General features: G+C 72.7%; 15 protein-coding genes. 7 read left to right on the top strand and 8 right to left on the bottom strand.

The features are described 5' to 3' along the window. The first annotated feature begins 254 nt into the window (after nucleotides 1–254). The 5 genes from VFG42_RS12890 (at nucleotide 255) to VFG42_RS12870 (ending at nucleotide 9422) form a co-directional block, all read left to right on the top strand. Complete coding sequence (locus VFG42_RS12890; protein WP_324909010.1) at nucleotides 255–3575, top strand: helix-turn-helix transcriptional regulator; 3321 nt, start codon at nucleotides 255–257, stop codon at nucleotides 3573–3575. A 145-nt stretch (nucleotides 3576–3720) separates the two neighbouring features. Then, nucleotides 3721–4620: an NAD(P)-dependent oxidoreductase gene (locus tag VFG42_RS12885; RefSeq protein ID WP_324909008.1), complete on the top strand. Its 900-nt coding sequence runs from the start codon at nucleotides 3721–3723 to the stop codon at nucleotides 4618–4620. Between the two features lie 221 nt (nucleotides 4621–4841). Further along, nucleotides 4842–5471: a DUF1802 family protein gene (locus VFG42_RS12880; RefSeq protein WP_324909006.1), complete on the top strand. Its 630-nt coding sequence runs from the start codon at nucleotides 4842–4844 to the stop codon at nucleotides 5469–5471. Nucleotides 5472–5496: 25 nt separating this feature from the next. Then, on the top strand, nucleotides 5497–6465 hold the full coding sequence (locus tag VFG42_RS12875) for a DUF1152 domain-containing protein (RefSeq protein ID WP_324909004.1): 969 nt from the start codon (nucleotides 5497–5499) through the stop codon (nucleotides 6463–6465). Nucleotides 6466–6569: 104 nt separating this feature from the next. Then, the gene (locus VFG42_RS12870) at nucleotides 6570–9422 is read left to right on the top strand and encodes a penicillin acylase family protein (RefSeq protein WP_324909002.1); all 2853 of its coding nucleotides are present in this window, start codon (nucleotides 6570–6572) and stop codon (nucleotides 9420–9422) included. A gap of 27 nt (nucleotides 9423–9449) precedes the next feature. On the opposite strand, the gene VFG42_RS12865 is transcribed toward VFG42_RS12870, so the two are convergent. From VFG42_RS12865 to moeB, 8 genes are all read right to left on the bottom strand, one after another. Next, nucleotides 9450–10334 (bottom strand): NAD(P)H-binding protein, encoded by an 885-nt coding sequence (locus VFG42_RS12865; protein WP_324909001.1) that lies wholly within the window; start codon nucleotides 10332–10334, stop codon nucleotides 9450–9452. Further along, entirely contained in the window at nucleotides 10331–10837 is a 507-nt protein-coding gene (locus VFG42_RS12860; RefSeq protein WP_324908999.1) for a hypothetical protein, read from the bottom strand. The genes VFG42_RS12865 and VFG42_RS12860 overlap by 4 nt, the downstream gene beginning before the upstream one ends. Beyond that, a complete protein-coding gene (locus VFG42_RS12855) occupies nucleotides 10824–11231 on the bottom strand; it encodes a M67 family metallopeptidase (RefSeq protein WP_324908997.1) in 408 nt (135 codons plus the stop codon). The genes VFG42_RS12860 and VFG42_RS12855 overlap by 14 nt, the downstream gene beginning before the upstream one ends. Nucleotides 11232–11313: 82 nt before the next feature. Then, nucleotides 11314–11490: a twin-arginine translocase TatA/TatE family subunit gene (locus VFG42_RS12850; protein WP_324908995.1), complete on the bottom strand. Its 177-nt coding sequence runs from the start codon at nucleotides 11488–11490 to the stop codon at nucleotides 11314–11316. Between the two features lie 66 nt (nucleotides 11491–11556). Beyond that, nucleotides 11557–12531, bottom strand: a complete 975-nt coding sequence (locus VFG42_RS12845; RefSeq protein WP_324908993.1) for a cysteine synthase family protein — start codon at nucleotides 12529–12531, stop codon at nucleotides 11557–11559. 51 nt (nucleotides 12532–12582) lie between these two features. Then, nucleotides 12583–12951 (bottom strand): DUF2294 domain-containing protein, encoded by a 369-nt coding sequence (locus tag VFG42_RS12840; RefSeq protein WP_324908991.1) that lies wholly within the window; start codon nucleotides 12949–12951, stop codon nucleotides 12583–12585. Continuing rightward, on the bottom strand, nucleotides 12948–13223 hold the full coding sequence (locus VFG42_RS12835; RefSeq protein WP_324908989.1) for a ubiquitin-like small modifier protein 1: 276 nt from the start codon (nucleotides 13221–13223) through the stop codon (nucleotides 12948–12950). The genes VFG42_RS12840 and VFG42_RS12835 overlap by 4 nt, the downstream gene beginning before the upstream one ends. Before the next feature lie 32 nt (nucleotides 13224–13255). Further along, nucleotides 13256–14440, bottom strand: a complete 1185-nt coding sequence (moeB, locus tag VFG42_RS12830; protein ID WP_324908987.1) for a molybdopterin-synthase adenylyltransferase MoeB — start codon at nucleotides 14438–14440, stop codon at nucleotides 13256–13258. A gap of 245 nt (nucleotides 14441–14685) precedes the next feature. Here moeB and VFG42_RS12825 point away from each other — a divergent pair, with 245 nt between their 5' ends. Together VFG42_RS12825 and VFG42_RS12820 are read left to right on the top strand one after the other, a co-directional pair. Next, nucleotides 14686–15678 carry a sensor histidine kinase gene (locus VFG42_RS12825; RefSeq protein ID WP_324908985.1) on the top strand — a complete coding sequence of 331 codons (993 nt, stop codon included), beginning with the start codon at nucleotides 14686–14688 and terminating at the stop codon, nucleotides 15676–15678. After that, complete coding sequence (locus VFG42_RS12820) at nucleotides 15675–16307, top strand: response regulator transcription factor (protein ID WP_324908983.1); 633 nt, start codon at nucleotides 15675–15677, stop codon at nucleotides 16305–16307. Before VFG42_RS12825 ends, VFG42_RS12820 begins: the two co-directional genes overlap by 4 nt. Nucleotides 16308–16387: the final 80 nt, after the last annotated feature.

Below are 16387 nucleotides of genomic sequence, written 5' to 3'. Positions count from 1 at the left end.
TGCTCCTCCTCCTCTCCCAGCCTCTCGCCGCCGTCCGCGACGAGGACGCCTCTCGCGCCGGTCACCGGACCCGACATCAGCCGCGCATCCCTCAGCGCGCGGCTCTCCTCGGTCGGGTCCGTGGCCGGCGCGGCGCGCGTCCGCGCGTCGCGGCGCACGCGTAGCTCCCCAACCACGACGCCGCCACCTCGGACTTGCCGCGGAAGACCATCGACCTGACCGCCCGGCGCCGGTTGCGCCAACATGGGCCGGGCATGCCGGCCCGGGTCACCAGCGACGCCTTCATCGGGCGGCGCCACGAGCTCGCCCAGCTGGGGGCCGCCCTCGCGGCGGCCACCGGCGGCGGTCCGTCGGCGAGCTGTTGCCGGGCGGCGCTGATCTTCGTCGCGGGCGAGTCCGGGGTCGGCAAGAGCCGCCTGACCGACCACTTCGCCGAGCGGGCCAAGGCCCAGGGCGTCCGGGTGCTCTGGGGCGACTGCATCGACCTGGGCGAGAGCGAGCTCCCCTATGCGCCGATCGTCTCGGCGCTGCGCTCTCTGGCCCGGCAAAGCCACCCGGTCTTCGACGCGCTCGGCCCCGCGCGTGCGGAGCTGGCCCGGTTGCTGCCCGAGCTCGGCGCCCCCGGCGATCTCCTCGTGGAGCCCTTCGCGGGCTCCGCGCAGGGTCGCCTGTTCGAGCTGTTGTTGGTGTTGTTCGAGCGCCTCTCCGAGGAGGCGCCGGTCCTGCTGGTCATCGACGACCTGCACTGGGCGGACCGCTCCACGCGCGACTTCCTCGCGTTCCTCGCGCGCAACGTCTGCTCGCAGCGGCTGCTGGTGGTGTCGACGTTCCGCGTCGACGAGCTGCACCGGCGCCATCCGCTGCGCCCGTTCCTCGCCGAGATCGAGCGCACCGAGCGCGCGTCGCGGCTGCCGGTCGAGCGCTTCTCGCGCAAGGAGGTCGGCGCCCAGCTGGCGTCGATCCTCGGCTCGCGGCCCGACCCCGAGCTGCTGGACCGCGTCTTCGCGCGGTCGGAGGGCAACCCGCTCTACGCCGAGGAGATCCTGGCCGCCGAGCGCGAGGGCGACGGCACGCTGCCCGAGTCGCTGCGCGACGCGCTGATGCTGCGGGTCGAGGCCCTCGGCGAGATGACGCAGGAGGCGCTGCGGTGGGTGTCGGCCGCGCACCGCATCGAGCACGACGTGCTCGAGGAGGCCTCGCGGCTCGATCCGCGGGCGCTGCGCGACGCGCTGCGCGAGGCGGTCGCCCACCACGTGCTGGTCACGCAGGCCGACGGCCGCATCGCGTTCCGGCACGCGCTGCTGCGCGAGGCCGTCCACGACGACCTGCTGCCGGGCGAGCACGCCGACATGCACCTGCGCCTGGCGCGCGTGCTGGAGGGCCGCGTCACCTCGGAGGCGTGCATCCCGCTGGACCGCGCCGCCGAGATCGCCCACCACTTCGACCTCGCCGCCGACCAGCCGGCCGCGCTGCGCACGATGGTCCGCGCGGGCAAGACCGCCTCGCGCGTGCACGCCGACGCCGAGGCCGCCGCGTTCTTCGAGCGCGCGCTGGAGCTCTGGGATCGCGTCGACCAGCCCGAGACGCTCGCGGGCTGCGACCACGTCCAGCTGCTCAAGCTCGCCGCGGTCCACCACCAGTTCGACCACGGCCGCTCGATCGTGCTGCTCAAGCGCGCGCTGCACGGGCTCGACCAGGAGGCCGAGCCCGAGCGCGCGGCGCTGCTGCTCGAGCGCCTCGGCAAGGCGCGATGGTCGCAGGGCAAGGGCCAGATCGCGCTGGAGGCGTGGGACGCCGCGCTCGCGCTGCTGCCGGTCTCGCCGCCGAGCAAGGCGCGAGCGCAGCTGCTGGCCGCCAAGGCCGGCGGGCTGATGCTCTGGGGCCGCTACGCCGACGCGCGCGCGATGGCCGACGAGGCCTTGGAGGTCGCCGACGCCGTCGGCGCCCGCGGCGTGTGGATCCACGCGCTCAACACCAAGGGCGTGTCGCTGCGCGGCGGCGGCCAGACCGAGCGCGGGCTGGCGACGCTGCGCCAGGCGATGGAGATGGCGCGCGAGGACGGCAACGTCGACCAGCTGCTACGCGCCTACCTGAACCTCTCCGACGCGATGCACCTGACGGGCGACACCTACGGGTCGCGCGACCTGCTCATCCAGGGTCGGCGCGAGGTCCGGACGCTCGGGCGCCACGCGAAGTGGCTGGCGATCCAGCAGGCCGAGATCGCCTACGACCTGGGCGCCTGGGAGGAGGCCGAGCAGCTGGCCTCCGACGAGCTGGGCCGCGGCATCCAGGGGATGACGAAGGTCTTCTTCGAGCTGACGCGGGCGTCGCTGGCGCTCGCGCGCGGCGCGCACGACGAGGCGCGCGGGCGGCTGGAGGAGGCGCGCGAGCTGGTCGCGCGCTCCTACGAGCCGCAGTGGCACGCGCCGATCACCGCGATGCTCGCGGGCCTGGAGCGGCGCGAGCGCAACCTGGACGCGGCGCGCGCCGCGATCCGGACCGGCCTGGAGCGCCTCGCGACGACCGAGGCGATGGACGACGGCGCGCGGTTGGCGCGGATCTTCAGCGCGGCGGCGGGCGTCGAGGCCGACGCCGCCCAGCAGGCCCGCGACCTCGGCCGCCCCGAGGACGAGGCCACCGCGATCGCCGCGGCACGCGACTACGCCGCCCAGGCGCGCGAGGCGGCGGCGCAGTCCTTCGCGGCCGCGATGCCCGAGGCGGCGGCGATGGTGCTCGTCGCCGACGCCGAGACGTCCGCGGCCGAGGGCGACCCGGATCCCGCCCGCTGGGCCGCGGCCGCCGAGGCCTGGGCCGCGATGCCGCGTCCGTTCCGCTTCGCCCGCTGCCGCTGGCGCGAGGCCGAGGCGCACCTGACCCGCGGCGATCGCGCCGCCGCCGAGACGGCCGCCGCCGACGCGCTGGCGCTCGCCACCCGCCTGCGGGCCCGCTGGCTCGTCGACGAGCTGCGCGCGCTCGCCCGCCGCGGCCGCCTGCGGATCGACGTCTCGGGACGACGCGGGTCCGACGGCGCCGCCGCGCCCACGCTCTCCCCCACGGCCGCGGCGCTGCTCGCCGCGCTGCCCACGCCGTCCGCGCCCGCCCGCCTGGGGACCGCCGCGCCCACGGCCGCCGGGGGCGCGGTCGCCGCCGACGGCCCCAACGCCGCCGCGCTCGCCGAGCTGGCCGGGCTCGCCGTCCCGCCCGCCGCGGCCCCCGGCACCACCGGCGTGCCGGTCGCGGGCCAGGGCGCCGGCGCCGGCGCCGCCGCCGCGTCCGGAACCCCGGCGGCCGCCGGCCACGCCTCCCCGACCGCCGCCGACGCCGACGAGCCACGTGACCACCTCGCCGACCTCGGCCTCACGCCGCGCGAGCGCGACGTCCTCGCGCTCGTCGCCGAGGGCCGCACGAACCGCCAGATCGGCGAGGAGCTGTTCATGGCCGAGAAGACCGCCTCGGTCCACGTCTCCCGCATTCTCGCCAAGCTCGACGTCCGCTCCCGCACCGAGGCCGCCGCCGTCGCCCACCGCCTCGGCCTCGAGTCCCCCGACGACGGCGCGACGCCCGCGGTCGCCTAGCTCCGCGCCCCTCGCCGCACCTCCCGCCCGGCGTCGGCCCCCTTGCCCCCGCCTCGTGTCTCCACGGGGCCCCGCCCCGAGCGCCTCGCCCCGCACGCCGCACACGATCCGCGTCCCGCCGACCGCGCCCGCTAGGTTGGCCGCCATGACCACCGTCGGCTTCCTGGGACTCGGCATCATGGGCTCGCGGATGGCCGCGAACCTGCAGCGCAAGGGGTTCGAGGTCGTCGCGTGGACCCGCACGCCCGGCAAGGCCGAGCGGTGGGCGGCCGACCATCCGGGCGCCCGCGCGGCGGCGACGCCGAAGGAGGCCGCCGCCGGCGCCGACCTCGTCGTCTCGATGGTCGTCGACGGCGCGCAGGTCGATGCGATCCTGCTCGACGCCGAGCACGGCGCGGTCAACGGCGCGGACGCCGGCACGCTCTTCGTCGACATGTCCACGATCGCGCCCGCCGACGCGCGCCGCATCGGCACCACGCTGCGCGACCGAGGCCACGGCTTCGTCGACGCGCCGGTCACCGGCAGCTCGCCGCGCGCCGAGGACGGCACGCTGACGATCATGGCCGGCGGCGCCGCCGAGGACGTCGCGCGCGCCCGCCCCGCCCTGGACGCGATGGGCTCCACGATCGTCCACGTCGGCGAGCTCGGCCACGGCCAGATCATCAAGCTCATCAACAACGCGGTCGCCGCGGCCAACGCCTCCACGCTCGCCCAGGCGCTCGTGATGGGCGCCGGAACCGGCGTCGATCTCGAGGCGCTGACGCGGATCCTGTCAGCCGGCAGCGGGAACTCGACGATGGTCGGACTCAAAGCGGAACCGATGCGTCAGCACGATTACGCCACGTTGTTCAAGACCGAGCACATGCTGAAGGACGTCCGCCTCTGCATCGAGGAGGCCCAACGCGCCGGAATTCCGTTTCCCGCTGCAAATCAGGCCCGCGACGCGCTCACCGCCGCGGTCGGCCGCGGGTTCGCCGACCAGGACTTCGCGTCGATCGTCGAGGCCTACGAGGGCCTCGCGGGCCTGCGCATCGGCGACGACTGACCGTATGCAGACGCTCGCCATGAGCGTTTACGCGCCAGGTTACGTCTGTGTGAAAGGCGGAATTAGCAGGACGATTTTGGGATCTTCACATCCCATGCCACAATCGACGTCCTTCCCGTAGCGCGACACCGGGTACCGGTTGTTGCGCAATCGCGTTCCGGACGGTTCCCCGCTGGGCGCGACGGGATTCTCTGTCGTCATTTACCTCTGAAACCCCCTCTATGCCTATTGCGATCAAGGAATGGGCGGTCACTGTCCGCGCCCTTGCCGAAGGTGAGCAGCTCGTCACCCTCCGCAAGGGCGGCATCGGTGAGCCGAGCCGGAACTTCACGCTCGAGCACGACCGTTTTTTCCTCTACCCGACCTTTGACCACCAGCGCTACGACCTGGTGCGTGACTCGCACCAGCCGGAGCTCCGCCGAGCCCTCGAAGAGGGCGTATGGCCGGATGGCGAGCCGCCGCTTCACGCGCTGACTCGCGATGGTGGCATCGGCCAGCCGGACCGCGTGCGGATCCGTGCCTGGGCGGAGGTCGCCGAGTCCTGGACGATCACGGACCCCCGCACGGTCTGTGAGCTGTCCCCCTACTACGTGTGGACCACCGACTACGCCGAGAAGCGCCTCGCTTGGAAGCGTCGTCATCCGCTGCACGTCGTCCTGCTCCGGACCTACCGGATCCCGCGCCCCGTCACGGTGCGCGTCAAGGACGAGTTCGGCGGCTGTCGCTCGTGGCTCGAGATCACGCGCGACCTGCCCTTCGAGGGCACCCCGGTGCTGTCGGACGACGAGTTCGACCGCGCTCGCGAGCAGATCGCCGAGATCTGCGACGCGCGCGTCCCGGCGTTGGTCTAGCCGGTTGCAGCACCCTGAAGAAGATGTGATCACGGAGCGGCGGCGAGCGCAGGACTGGGTCGCCGCCGCTTCGCGTGTTCTGGTCGTCGGCATCGGCGGAGGCGGCGACGTCGCCGGCGCACTGGCCGCGGCCGAGGCCGCCCGCGCGCTCGGCACCGACGCGATCGTCGGCGGCCTCACCTGGGAGCGCCGCCCCGTCGACCCGCTGCCCGGCCCGCGCCGGCTGGACGAGATCGACGGCCTCGTGCGAACGCTGGGGGACGCGGTCGCGATCGCCGGACCCGACACCACCGGCCCCGGTGGCTTCCGCTTCTGCGAGGCCGACATGTCGCGCTTCCTCGACGGCGCGCCCGTGCTCCTCGTCGACCCCCACCCCGGCCCGCACGCCATCGCCGCCGGGCTGGACGCGGCGGCCCGCCACCTCGACTGCGACCTCGTCCTGCTGCTCGACGTCGGCGGCGACGTCCTCGCCCACGGCCACGAGCCCGGCCTCGCCAGCCCGCTGGCCGACGCGACCGTCCTGGCCGCCGCCCTCCGCCTGCGGACCCCGAGCATCGGCGTCGTCTTCGGCACCGGCTGCGACGGCGAGCTGACGCCCGAGGAGGTCGCGGAGCGCCTCGCCGAGGTCACCCAGGCCGGCGGCGACCTCGGGGACCTGCCGCTCCCGGCCGCCGCCCTCGACCGCGTCGAGGCCTCGCTCCGGCACGTCACGACCGAGGCCTCCGCGATGGCCGTCCGCTGCGCCCGCGGCGAGACCGGCCGCGTCCCGATCCGCAACGGCCGGCGCACCGTCCCGCTCACGCCCGCCGGCGGACGGCTCATCTGCTTCGACCCGACCGTCGCCATCGGCTCGGCCGCCCGCCTGGCCAAGGCCGTCGCCGACGCCACCTCCCTGGAGGACGCCCAGCGCATCCTCACCGCGCTGGACGTCCGCACCGAGCTGGACTACGAGCGCGAGGCCGCCGCCGCGCCGCCGCCCGCCGCCGCGCCGTAACCGGCGCACGCCCGTCCAGGAACCGCTAGTTTCCTCACCCAAGGGTCGGGTCGGTCCACCCTGGGAGAAGCTGCATGCGAGGTCCAAAGGTCGCCGCAGGGGTCGTGGCCGCCGTCCTGACGTTCGCCGCCGGAGCGCCCGCGGCGAGCCACGCCGCCGTGCCCGTCCCGCCCTACGGGACCAACGACGAGAGCGACGGCGGGTTCCGCGACATCCTGCCGCCGGGCACCAACGGCCTGGCCAACCTCGTCCAGCTCGGCTCGTTCCTGACGACCGGCCAGCGGCCGGCGCACAACGACGACCAGCTCGGCATGTACGCCAACCTCGTCCGCGCGACGCCCGGGCTGACCTACAACAAGCTCGGCAACTACTTCAAGGACTCCACGTTCGGCGTCCGGCCCAACGACATCGCGTCCAGCGTCTCGCCGCGCGACGACGTGACGATCGCCCGCGACAAGCAGTACGGCGTCCCCCACATCTACGCGTCCACGCGCGGCGGCGCGATGTTCGGCGCCGGCTACGCGGCCGCCCAGGACCGCCTGTTCTTCATCGACGTGCTGCGCCACCTCGGCCGCGCCGAGCTGTCGTCCTTCGCCGGCGGCGCGCCCGGCAACCGCGCGATGGACCAGGAGCAGTGGTCGCTGGCGCCCTACACCGAGGACGACCTCCAGCGCCAGATCGACCAGTTCGACGACCTCTACGGCGCCGAGGGCGTCCAGCTCCAGCACGACCTCGACGACTACGTCGCGGGCATCAACGCCTACATCTCAGAGGCCAAGCTCGACCCCACCAAGATGCCGGGCGAGTACGCGGCGACCAACCACCCGCTCGGCCCCGACCCGTGGAAGGGCACCGACATCATCGCCACCGCGTCGCTGGTCGGCGCGATCTTCGGCAAGGGCGGAGGCCAGGAGCTGGGCATGGCGCAGTTCCTCCAGCGCCTGCAGGACCGCTTCGGCGACGCCGACGGCCGCAAGCTCTGGTCCCAGCTCGCCGCCTTCGACGACCCCGACGCGCCGACGACCGTCAAGGACGCCTCGTTCCCCTACCAGACACCGCCGAGCAAGCCGGCCAAGGGCGCCGAGGCGCTGCCCGACGAGGGCTCGCTGAAGGTCGAGCCGCTCGTCGTCGGCGGGACGGACTCGGGCGCGGCCACGAGCGACAGCGGCGACGGCACGGCCGACGGCGGCTCCGCGAGCGATCCGGCCGCGAGCGCGACCGGCGCGGTCCAGGGCCTCCTGGGCGGCGTCACCTCCACGGTCACCGGCACCCTGAACGGCCTGGCGACGGGCGACCCCGCGACCGCCGTCAACGCCGCGGTCTCCGGCCTCGCCCAGACCGTCGGCTCGCTCGGCGACGGCCTGCTCGCGCTGCCCAAGGCCCAGTCCAACGCGCTGCTCGTCAGCGCCGCCAAGTCGAAGTCCGGCCACCCGCTGGCGGTCTTCGGCCCGCAGGTCGGCTACTTCTCGCCGCAGATCCTGATGGAGGAGGACATCCACGCGCCGACCGTCGACGCGCGCGGCGCCGCCTTCGCCGGCGTCAACCTGTTCGTCGAGCTCGGCCACGGCCGCGACTACGCGTGGTCGGCGACCTCCGCCGGCCAGGACATCATCGACACGTTCGCGGTGCCGACCTGCCAGGACGACGCCCACTACGAGTTCCGCGGCCAGTGCCTCCCGGTCGAGGTCCTGGACCGCAAGAACGCCTGGCTGCCGAACCTCGCCGACCAGACCGCGCCCGGCACCCAGACGCTGCGGGTCCTGCGCACCAAGCTCGGGCTCGTCCGGGCACGCGGGACCGTCAACGGCAGGCCCGTGCTCTTCACGAGCCTGCGGTCCACCTACATGCACGAGGTCGACTCGGCCCGCGGGTTCAGCGACTTCAACAACCCCAACAAGATGAAGTCTTCCAAGGACTTCATGAAGGCCGCCGACAAGGTCGGCTACACGTTCAACTGGCTCTACGCCGACGACAAGGACATCGCCTACTACAACTCGGGCGCCAACCCGGTCCGGGCCGCCGGCACCACCGGCCAGCTGCCGATGAGCGCCGACAAGACGTGGAAGGGCTGGAACCCCGACACCAACGTGGCCGACTACACGCCGCCGTCCCAGCATCCGCAGGTCGTCGACCAGGACTGGATCACGTCCTGGAACAACAAGCAGGCCAAGGGCTTCGCGGGCGCGGACTCCAACCTGTTCAGCTCGGTCTTCCGCTCGCAGATGCTCGACCGCCAGATCGAGAAGCGCCTGCCGGACAAGACCAGCAAGATCGACCTCCCGGGCCTGGTCGACGCGATGGAGGAGGCCGGCACGACCGACCTGCGCGGCCAGGAGGACCTGCCGCTCGCGCTGAAGGTCATCGGCAACCCGAGCGACCCGGACCTCAAGCAGGCCGTCGAGACGCTCAAGTCCTGGATCAAGGACGGCACGCAGCGCCGCGACAAGGACAACAACGGCGCCTACGAGCACAGCGACGCGATCCGGATCATGGACGCCTGGTGGCCGCTGTGGATGAAGGCCGAGTTCCAGCCGACGCTGGGGACGACGATCTTCGACACGCTCCCCCACGGCCAGGACAACGCCCCCAACAACCACGGCGACCACCTCGGCTCCGCCTTCCAGGAGGGCTGGTACGGCTACGCCAAGAAGGACCTCAACACGGTCCTCGGCAACAAGGTCAAGGAGCCCTACGCCCGCACGTTCTGCGGCAAGGGCGACCTCACCGCCTGCCGGACCGCGCTGCGCCAGTCGCTGAAGGCGGCGATCAAGGTCCCGGCGAGCACGCTCTACTCCGGCGACGCGACCTGCCAGAAGGCCAAGCGCGACGGCGACCAGACGTGCTTCGACGCGATCTCGTTCCGCGCGCTGGGCGGCATCACGCAGCCGCTCATCCCCTGGATCAACCGCCCGACCTACCAGCAGGCGGTCGAGATCAAGGGCCACCGGCCGCGCTAAGACGCGCGGCCGGCCCCGGCCCAAGGCCTACGCCTTGAGCTGCGCCCAGGCCTCCGGGTTGGCCTCGAGCCAGTCCCGGAGGCCGACGGGCGCGTGGCCCGTCAGCGTCGACACGGCGTCCGACACCACGTCCATCTCGCCGGTGCCGATCGCGACGTAGGACGTCACCCAGCCGTCGAGCTCCCAGTCCGGGCGGTCCAGCGGGTAGCGCGCCTCGTAGGCGCCCTGGACGGTCTGGTTCTTGAAGGTGATCTCGCGGCCGGTCACGGCCGAGAGCTGCTCGGCCGCCCACGTCAGCGTGTGCGCCTCCGGGCCGGTCAGGTCATACACCTTGCCATCGTGGGCGCCCGGATCGGCGAGCACGGCGGCCGCCGCGTCGGCGACGTCGTCGCGCGCCACCCAGGCGCAACGGCCCTCGCCCGCGGGCCCGCGGATGACGCCGTCCTCGCCGACCAGCAGCGGCAGGAAGTCCAGGTACTGCGAGTCGCGCAGGAACGTCCAGGCCATGCCGCTCTCGCGGATCAGCTGCTCGGTCGCGTAGTGGTCCTGGGCGAACGTGAACGACGCGTCGGGGTCGGCGCCCAAGAACGACGTGTAGACGATGCGCGCCACGCCCGCGTCGGCCGCCGCCCGGATCGCGTGCGCGTGGTCGACCACGCGCTGCTCGCCCTCGGCCGCCGACACCAGCAGCAGCGTCTCGCAGCCGCCGAGCGCCTCGGTCAGCGCGGCCTGGTCGCGGTAGCCGTCGCGGCCCATCTGCACCGCCTCCAGCCCCGCGATCGCCGGCACCCGCGACAGGTCGCGCGCGACCCCGCGGAAGCGCACGCCGCGCGCCTCCAGACGCGCCGCGACACGCCCGCCGATGCCCCCGGTGACGCCCGTCACCGCGATCAACCCGCCACCCTCGCTCAAACCAGAAGCTCCGTCCCGATCCACGCCACGAGCGCGACCAGCACGAGCGCGCTCAACAACCCCACCAACAACCGACCCGGCACGACGATCGGACGCTGCGACGCCGCCGCCCCCGGCAGCAGCTCCGCCTGCAGCAGCACGTCGCGCGCCACGTCCACGCCCGACCGCGGCACCAGCACGTCCCGCCGCCCGGCCGCCAGCAGGTCCGGCACGTCGAAGCCCGCCGACCGGCGCACCATCGACGGCACGCCCTCCTCCAGCAGCAGCCCCTGGATCATCTCGGCCTCGGCCTGATGGCCGGCGGAGACGACCTTCACCAACGGTCCCTCCGACAGCTGCGGCTTGATCTTGCGGGCGCGCTCGTGGCGGTCGGAGACGGCCAGGTCGTGGTCGCGCGGCAGGCGCGCGTCGACCAGCGGCAGGCCGCAGTCACGGCAGAACCGCTCCTCGGCCGGATGAGGCGTGGCGCACGACGGGCAGATGACCCGGTCAGACCCCGGCATCCGCCGTGACCTCGACCTCGGTCTCGGTGACCGTGCCGTCCGGGTCGATGCGCCAGTTGCGCGCCTCGGGCTCCTCGCCGGCGGTCCCGATGATGAGCCACTCGACCCCGGGCCAGTTGACCGCGAAGTTGATGTCGGTCTGCGACGGCCGCGGCGCGGACCGCGTGTGCGAGTGGTAGATGATCGCCTGGTGGCCGTCCTCGTCGGCGTCGGCCAGCTTCAGGAGGTCGCGCGGCCCGATCTCGAACCGGAACGGGCTCGGGGTCGTGTTCCGCACCGGCACGACCTCGAAGGCCACGCCGTCGCGCAGCCAGACGAAGCCGCAGCACTCGTTGGGCGCCTCACGCACCGCGTGATCGACGACCTGCTGCAGCAACTCCCGGGCGATCCTCATGGGACCGCCAAGGATAGTGCGACAGGCCTCGCCCTCCGGGCGAGCACCTGCCAGGGAACCTCGCCCGCGGGCGAGCGTTCCCCTACTCGCTCTTGATGGCGGGCTTCTCTTCCTCGTCGCCGACGCCGTTGAGCGAGTCCTTGAACTCGCGCATCCCCTTCCCCATCGCGCGGCCCGCCTCGGGCAGCTTCTTGGGGCCGAGGACGATGAGCGCGATCACGAGGATCACGACCAGTTCAGGAAAACCAACACCGGGCATGGGTCACATTCTCGCAGACGGCGCGTTGTCGGTGGGTTGGATCTGTGGCCGAGCCTGGATCGGCGCCTACCACCAGACGGTGGAGTCGAGGTTCTCGATCTCGTCCACCGGCAGCGTGTAGATCCCGGACGACAGGTACTTCCAGCCGTCGTCGCAGACGATGAAGACCACGTTGCCCTCGTCCAGCTCGTTGGCGATGCGCACCGCGATCGAGGCGATCGCGCCCGACGACACGCCGGCGAAGATCCCCTCCTCGTCCAGCAGCTTGCGCGTCCAGATGATCGCGTCGCGGTTCGTGACGAAGATCTTCCGGTCCAGCACCGAGAGGTCGATGATCGGCGGGATGAAGCCGTCGTCCAGCGAGCGCAGGCCCTGGACGGGCTCGCCCTGCATGGGCTCGGCCGCGACGATCTTGACCGCGTCGCCCAGCTCCTCCTTGAAGCGCCGGCCGTTGCCCATCAGCGTGCCGCCCGTGCCGAGGCCGGCGACGAACGCGGTGATGTTGCCGTCCAGCTCCTCGAGGATCTCCGGCGCCGTGCCGTCGTAGTGGGCGCGCGGGTTGGCCGGGTTCCCGTACTGGTAGGGCATGTAGTACGAGGCGTCCTCCTCGGCCATCTTCAGCGCCATCGCGACGGCGCCGTTGGAGCCCTGGTCGCCCGGCGAGTAGACGATGTCCGCCCCGTACATCCGCAGCAGCTGCGTGCGCTCGGGCGTGACGTTGTCGGGCATCACGACCTTGAGCCGGTAGCCCTTGCGCTTGGCGATCATCGCCAGCGCGATGCCGGTGTTGCCCGACGTCGGCTCCAGGATCGTCATCCCGGGCTTGATCGCGCCCTTCTCCTCGGCGTCCTCGATCAGCGCCCGCGCGACGCGGTCCTTGACCGAGCCGGTCGGGTTGTGGGACTCCATCTTGGCCCAGATGCGGACGCCCGGCTTGGGCGAAAGACGGCGCAGCTCGACCAGCGGGGTGTTGCCGATCGCCTGCACGATGTCGCCGTAGCGACCGCCGCAGGGCCGGTTCTGAAGGGGCGGAACAGCCATGACTTCACGAAATATAGCGACGGCCCCGCGACGCCGAACAGCGCGCGGACGCTAGGACCGCTGCCCGTCCGGCAACGGCGCGAGCAGGAACATCTCGACGCTGTTGACCGGGTTCAGCAGCAGCTGGGAGTGGTAGTTGAGGACCTGCCGGCCGGTGATCTCCGCCACGATCGCGCAGATGCGCTCGGCCATGACCTCCTGGAAGCGCAGCCGCACCTCGCGCACGAGCGCCTGCTCGCCCGCTTCCACGAGCGTCTCCTCGTTGCGCGTCAGGCCGCCGTCCAGGACGACGAAGACCCAGTCGTCGTTGAAGTACGCCTTCGCCGCGACCGGGCCCTTGCCGTAGAACTCCTTGAACAGCGCGACGATCGCGTTGGAGATCGCCGCGCGTTGCCCGCCGGGGTCGGCCGGTGCGCTCAAGCCCCTCCGGCCATGGCGGGCAGGATGACCAGGCTGTCGCCCTCGCCGACGGACGTGTCGAGCCCGTCGAGGACCCGGACGTCCTCGTCGTTGAGGTAGACGTTGACGTAGCGGTTGAGCTCGCCCTCGGCGCCGAAGAGCTGGCCGCGGGTGTCGGGGTGCGCGGTGGCGAGGCCCTCGAGGACCTCGCCGACGGTCGCGCCCTCGGCGCTCACCTCGCGCTCGCCACCGACGGACGGACGCAGGACGGGGGGAATGCGGATCGTTGCCATAGCTGTGTCGCTGAGCGTACCGGGCGCGGGCGCTAGCCCGCCGCCGCGCAGAACGCCTCGTAGTCGGGGAACACGCCCATCTCCTCGTCGGTGATGGCGTCGGGCTCGCGCGAGCAGATCGGGCACTCCGGATCGCGCCGGATCTTCAGCTCGGTCGTCGTCGCGCCGAGCGCGTCGTAGATCATCAGGCGGCCGATCAGCGGGTCGCCCTCGCCGATGATGAGCTTGACGACCTCGGTGGCCTGCAGCAGGCCCATCGTGCCGGGCAGCACGCCGAGGACGCCGTTGGCGCCGCAGGAGGGCGCCAGCTCGGCCGGCGGCGGCTGGCGGAAGAGGCAGCGGTAGCACGGGCCCTCGTAGGGGGCGAACACGCTGAGCTGGCCCTCGAAGCCGAGGATCGCCGCGGAGACGACCGGGATCTTCAGGCGCACCGACGCGTCGTTGAGCAGGTAGCGCGTCGGGAAGTTGTCGACGCCGTCGACCACGATGTCGTAGTCCTTGATGATGTCGACGATGTTGGAGGCGTCCAGGCGCGTCTGGTGCTTGCGCACCTCGACGTCCGGGTTGAGGTCGTTGATCGCCTGCTCGGCGGAGTCGACCTTCGGGATGCCGACGCGCGAGGTGGAGTGGATGACCTGGCGCTGGAGGTTGGAGACGTCGACCACGTCGTCGTCAACGAGGCCCAGCGTGCCGACGCCGGCCGCCGCGAGGTAGAGCGCGGTCGGCGAGCCCAGGCCGCCGGCGCCGAGCAGCAGGACCTTGGCGTCCAACAGCTTCTGCTGGCCCTCGACGCCGACCTCGGGCAGCAGGAAGTGGCGCGAGTAGCGCTGGCGCTGCTCGGGCGTGAACGTGCGCGGAACCTCGACCTCGTAGCCGCGGTCCTTCCACAGCGTGTAGCCGCCGGTCATCGACTCGACCTTCTCGTAGCCGAGCTCCTCCTTGAGGGTCTTGGCGGCGAGCGCGGAGCGGTTGCCCGACGCGCAGTAGAGGATCACGCGGTCGGAGCGGTTGGGCGCGGCGCCCTCGATCCGGGACTCCAGGTGGCCGCGCGTGACGAACTTGGCGCCGGGGATGTGCCCGGCGTCCCACTCGTCGCTCTCGCGCACGTCGACGATGACGACGCCGTCGGCGCCGAGGACCTCGCTCACGGCGGAGGGGTCGATCTCGTCGATCTGGGCCTTGACCTGCTTGATGAATTCGGCGCCGGAGGGGCTCATCGGAGGGTAATCACCTGAACGTCGGTCGGGATTCGCGCTTCAGAAAGTGTAGCGCGAGCGTACCGCGTTGCCGAGAGCCAGAACGGCGGGTGGAGGTCACCGCTCATCCGGGGTGCCCCCCGGCGCCGGATGAACGGTGCCTCGCCACCTTGCCACACCGGAGGCCGAGGGCTTCCGATCGGGACTTGCTGCACCACCTGTATCGGTTTGGGCGCCGGCGGCCGATATGGGGTCTAGACCCCAAGATGCGCAAGCCGACGCTCGCCACCCAGATCCTCGCGATCAACGCCCTGCTCATCGTCGCCACCGGCGCGGCGGCGATCGCGGCCGCGCGCCTGTCCTGGGACGACGTCCTCGGCCGCCGCCAGGCGCTCGTGCTGGTCGCGGGCATCCTCGGCGCCGTGCTCGTCAACGGCTTCGTGCTGCGGCGCCGCTTCGCGCCGCTGGAGAAGCTGATCGACGTCATGGAGCGCATCGACCTCGCCTCCCCCGGCGTGCGCGCCGACGTCCCGGAGGCCGACTCCGAGGACGTGATCCGGCTCGTGCAGGCGTTCAACCGCATGCTCGGGCGCCTGGAGGACGAGCGCTCGCGCACCGCGACCGCGGTGCTGCAGGGCCAGGAGGCCGAGCGGGCGCGCGTGGCGCGCGACCTGCACGACGAGTGCAACCAGGCGCTGACCGCGGTCCTGCTGAGGCTGGAGGCCCACGTCCACGACGCGCCACCGGAGCTGAAGGCCGACCTGCGCGAGACCAAGACGGTGGCGATCGCCGCGATGGACGAGCTGCTGCGCCTGGCGCGCGAGCTGCGCCCCGCCGCGCTGGACGACCACGGGCTGGAGGCCGCGCTGCGCACGCAGCTGGAGCGCTTCTCCGACGCCACGGGCGTCCCGGCCGCGCTGCGCTGCTACGACCCGCTGAGCGACCTCGCCGACCACGAGCAGACCGTCGTCTACCGCGTCGTGCAGGAGTCGCTCTCGAACGTCACGCGCCACGCGAGCGCGTCGAGCGTGGTCGTCGAGGTCGGCCGCGACCACGGCCGCCCGGTCGTGCGCGTCGTCGACGACGGCGTCGGCTTCTCGCCCGGCGCGGAGACCGACGGGATCGGCCTGGTCGGCATGCGCGAGCGCGCGCGCCTGGCGCGCGGGCGCGTGCGGGTCGCCTCGGCGCCGGGCCGCGGGACCGCCGTCGAGCTGCGCCTGGACCGCGACCTGTGGGTCTCCTCGGAGGCCGCGGCGTGAGGCTGTTGATCGCCGACGACCACGGCGTCGTCCGGGGCGGGCTGCGGCTGCTGCTGGAGCGCCAGGCCGACATGGAGGTCGTCGCCGAGGCCGGAGACGGCGCCGAGGCGGTCGAGCGCGCGCTGGCCGAGCGGCCCGACGTCTGCATCCTCGACGTCTCGATGCCCAAGCTGACCGGCCTGCAGGCCGCGCGCGAGATCAAGCAGCAGTCGCCCGACACCGCGGTGCTGATGCTCTCGATGCACGACGACGACCGCTACCTCTTCGAGGCGCTGAAGGCCGGCGCGGGCGGCTACGTGCTCAAGAAGGAGGCCGACCAGTTCCTGGTGGACGCGGTCCGGGCCGTGGTGCGCAACGAGCCGTTCCTGACCAACGCCGCCCAGCGCGCGCTGGTGCGCGAGTGGATGGCCGACGACTCGGCCGGGCCGGTCGAGCCGCTGACCCCGCGCGAGCAGGAGGTGCTGAAGCTGATCGCCGAGGCGCACACCAACCGCGAGATCGGCGAGATCCTGCACCTCAGCGAGAAGACGGTGGAGTCGCATCGCGGCAACCTGCTGCGCAAGCTCGGCATGCGCGACCGCGTGGAGCTGGTCCGCTACGCGATCCGCCGCGGGCTGATCGAACCCTGAACCGCCCCGCCGCGGAGCCCGTCCCGGCTGCCCTGAGGTCCGCGCAAAGCATCCTGCCGACGTCCTCTTGTGCGATGGGG

It is taken from the genome of Baekduia sp. (assembly GCF_035685985.1).
Lineage (GTDB): Bacteria > Actinomycetota > Thermoleophilia > Solirubrobacterales > Solirubrobacteraceae > Baekduia.
Note: the sequence above shows the minus strand (reverse complement) of the source record. Positions and strands in the feature narration are given on the sequence as shown.

Excerpts from the sequence above, each read along its gene's own strand:
- VFG42_RS12890 (WP_324909010.1), top strand. The coding sequence starts at position 255 with ATGCCGGCCCGGGTCACCAGCGACGCCTTCATCGGGCGGCGCCACGAG.
- VFG42_RS12885 (WP_324909008.1), top strand. The coding sequence starts at position 3,721 with ATGACCACCGTCGGCTTCCTGGGACTCGGCATCATGGGCTCGCGGATG.
- VFG42_RS12880 (WP_324909006.1), top strand. The coding sequence starts at position 4,842 with ATGCCTATTGCGATCAAGGAATGGGCGGTCACTGTCCGCGCCCTTGCC.
- VFG42_RS12860 (WP_324908999.1), bottom strand. The coding sequence starts at position 10,837 with ATGCCGGGGTCTGACCGGGTCATCTGCCCGTCGTGCGCCACGCCTCAT.
- VFG42_RS12855 (WP_324908997.1), bottom strand. The coding sequence starts at position 11,231 with ATGAGGATCGCCCGGGAGTTGCTGCAGCAGGTCGTCGATCACGCGGTG.
- VFG42_RS12850 (WP_324908995.1), bottom strand. The coding sequence starts at position 11,490 with ATGCCCGGTGTTGGTTTTCCTGAACTGGTCGTGATCCTCGTGATCGCG.
- VFG42_RS12845 (WP_324908993.1), bottom strand. The coding sequence starts at position 12,531 with ATGGCTGTTCCGCCCCTTCAGAACCGGCCCTGCGGCGGTCGCTACGGC.
- VFG42_RS12835 (WP_324908989.1), bottom strand. The coding sequence starts at position 13,223 with ATGGCAACGATCCGCATTCCCCCCGTCCTGCGTCCGTCCGTCGGTGGC.
- moeB (WP_324908987.1), bottom strand. The coding sequence starts at position 14,440 with ATGAGCCCCTCCGGCGCCGAATTCATCAAGCAGGTCAAGGCCCAGATC.
- VFG42_RS12825 (WP_324908985.1), top strand. The coding sequence starts at position 14,686 with ATGCGCAAGCCGACGCTCGCCACCCAGATCCTCGCGATCAACGCCCTG.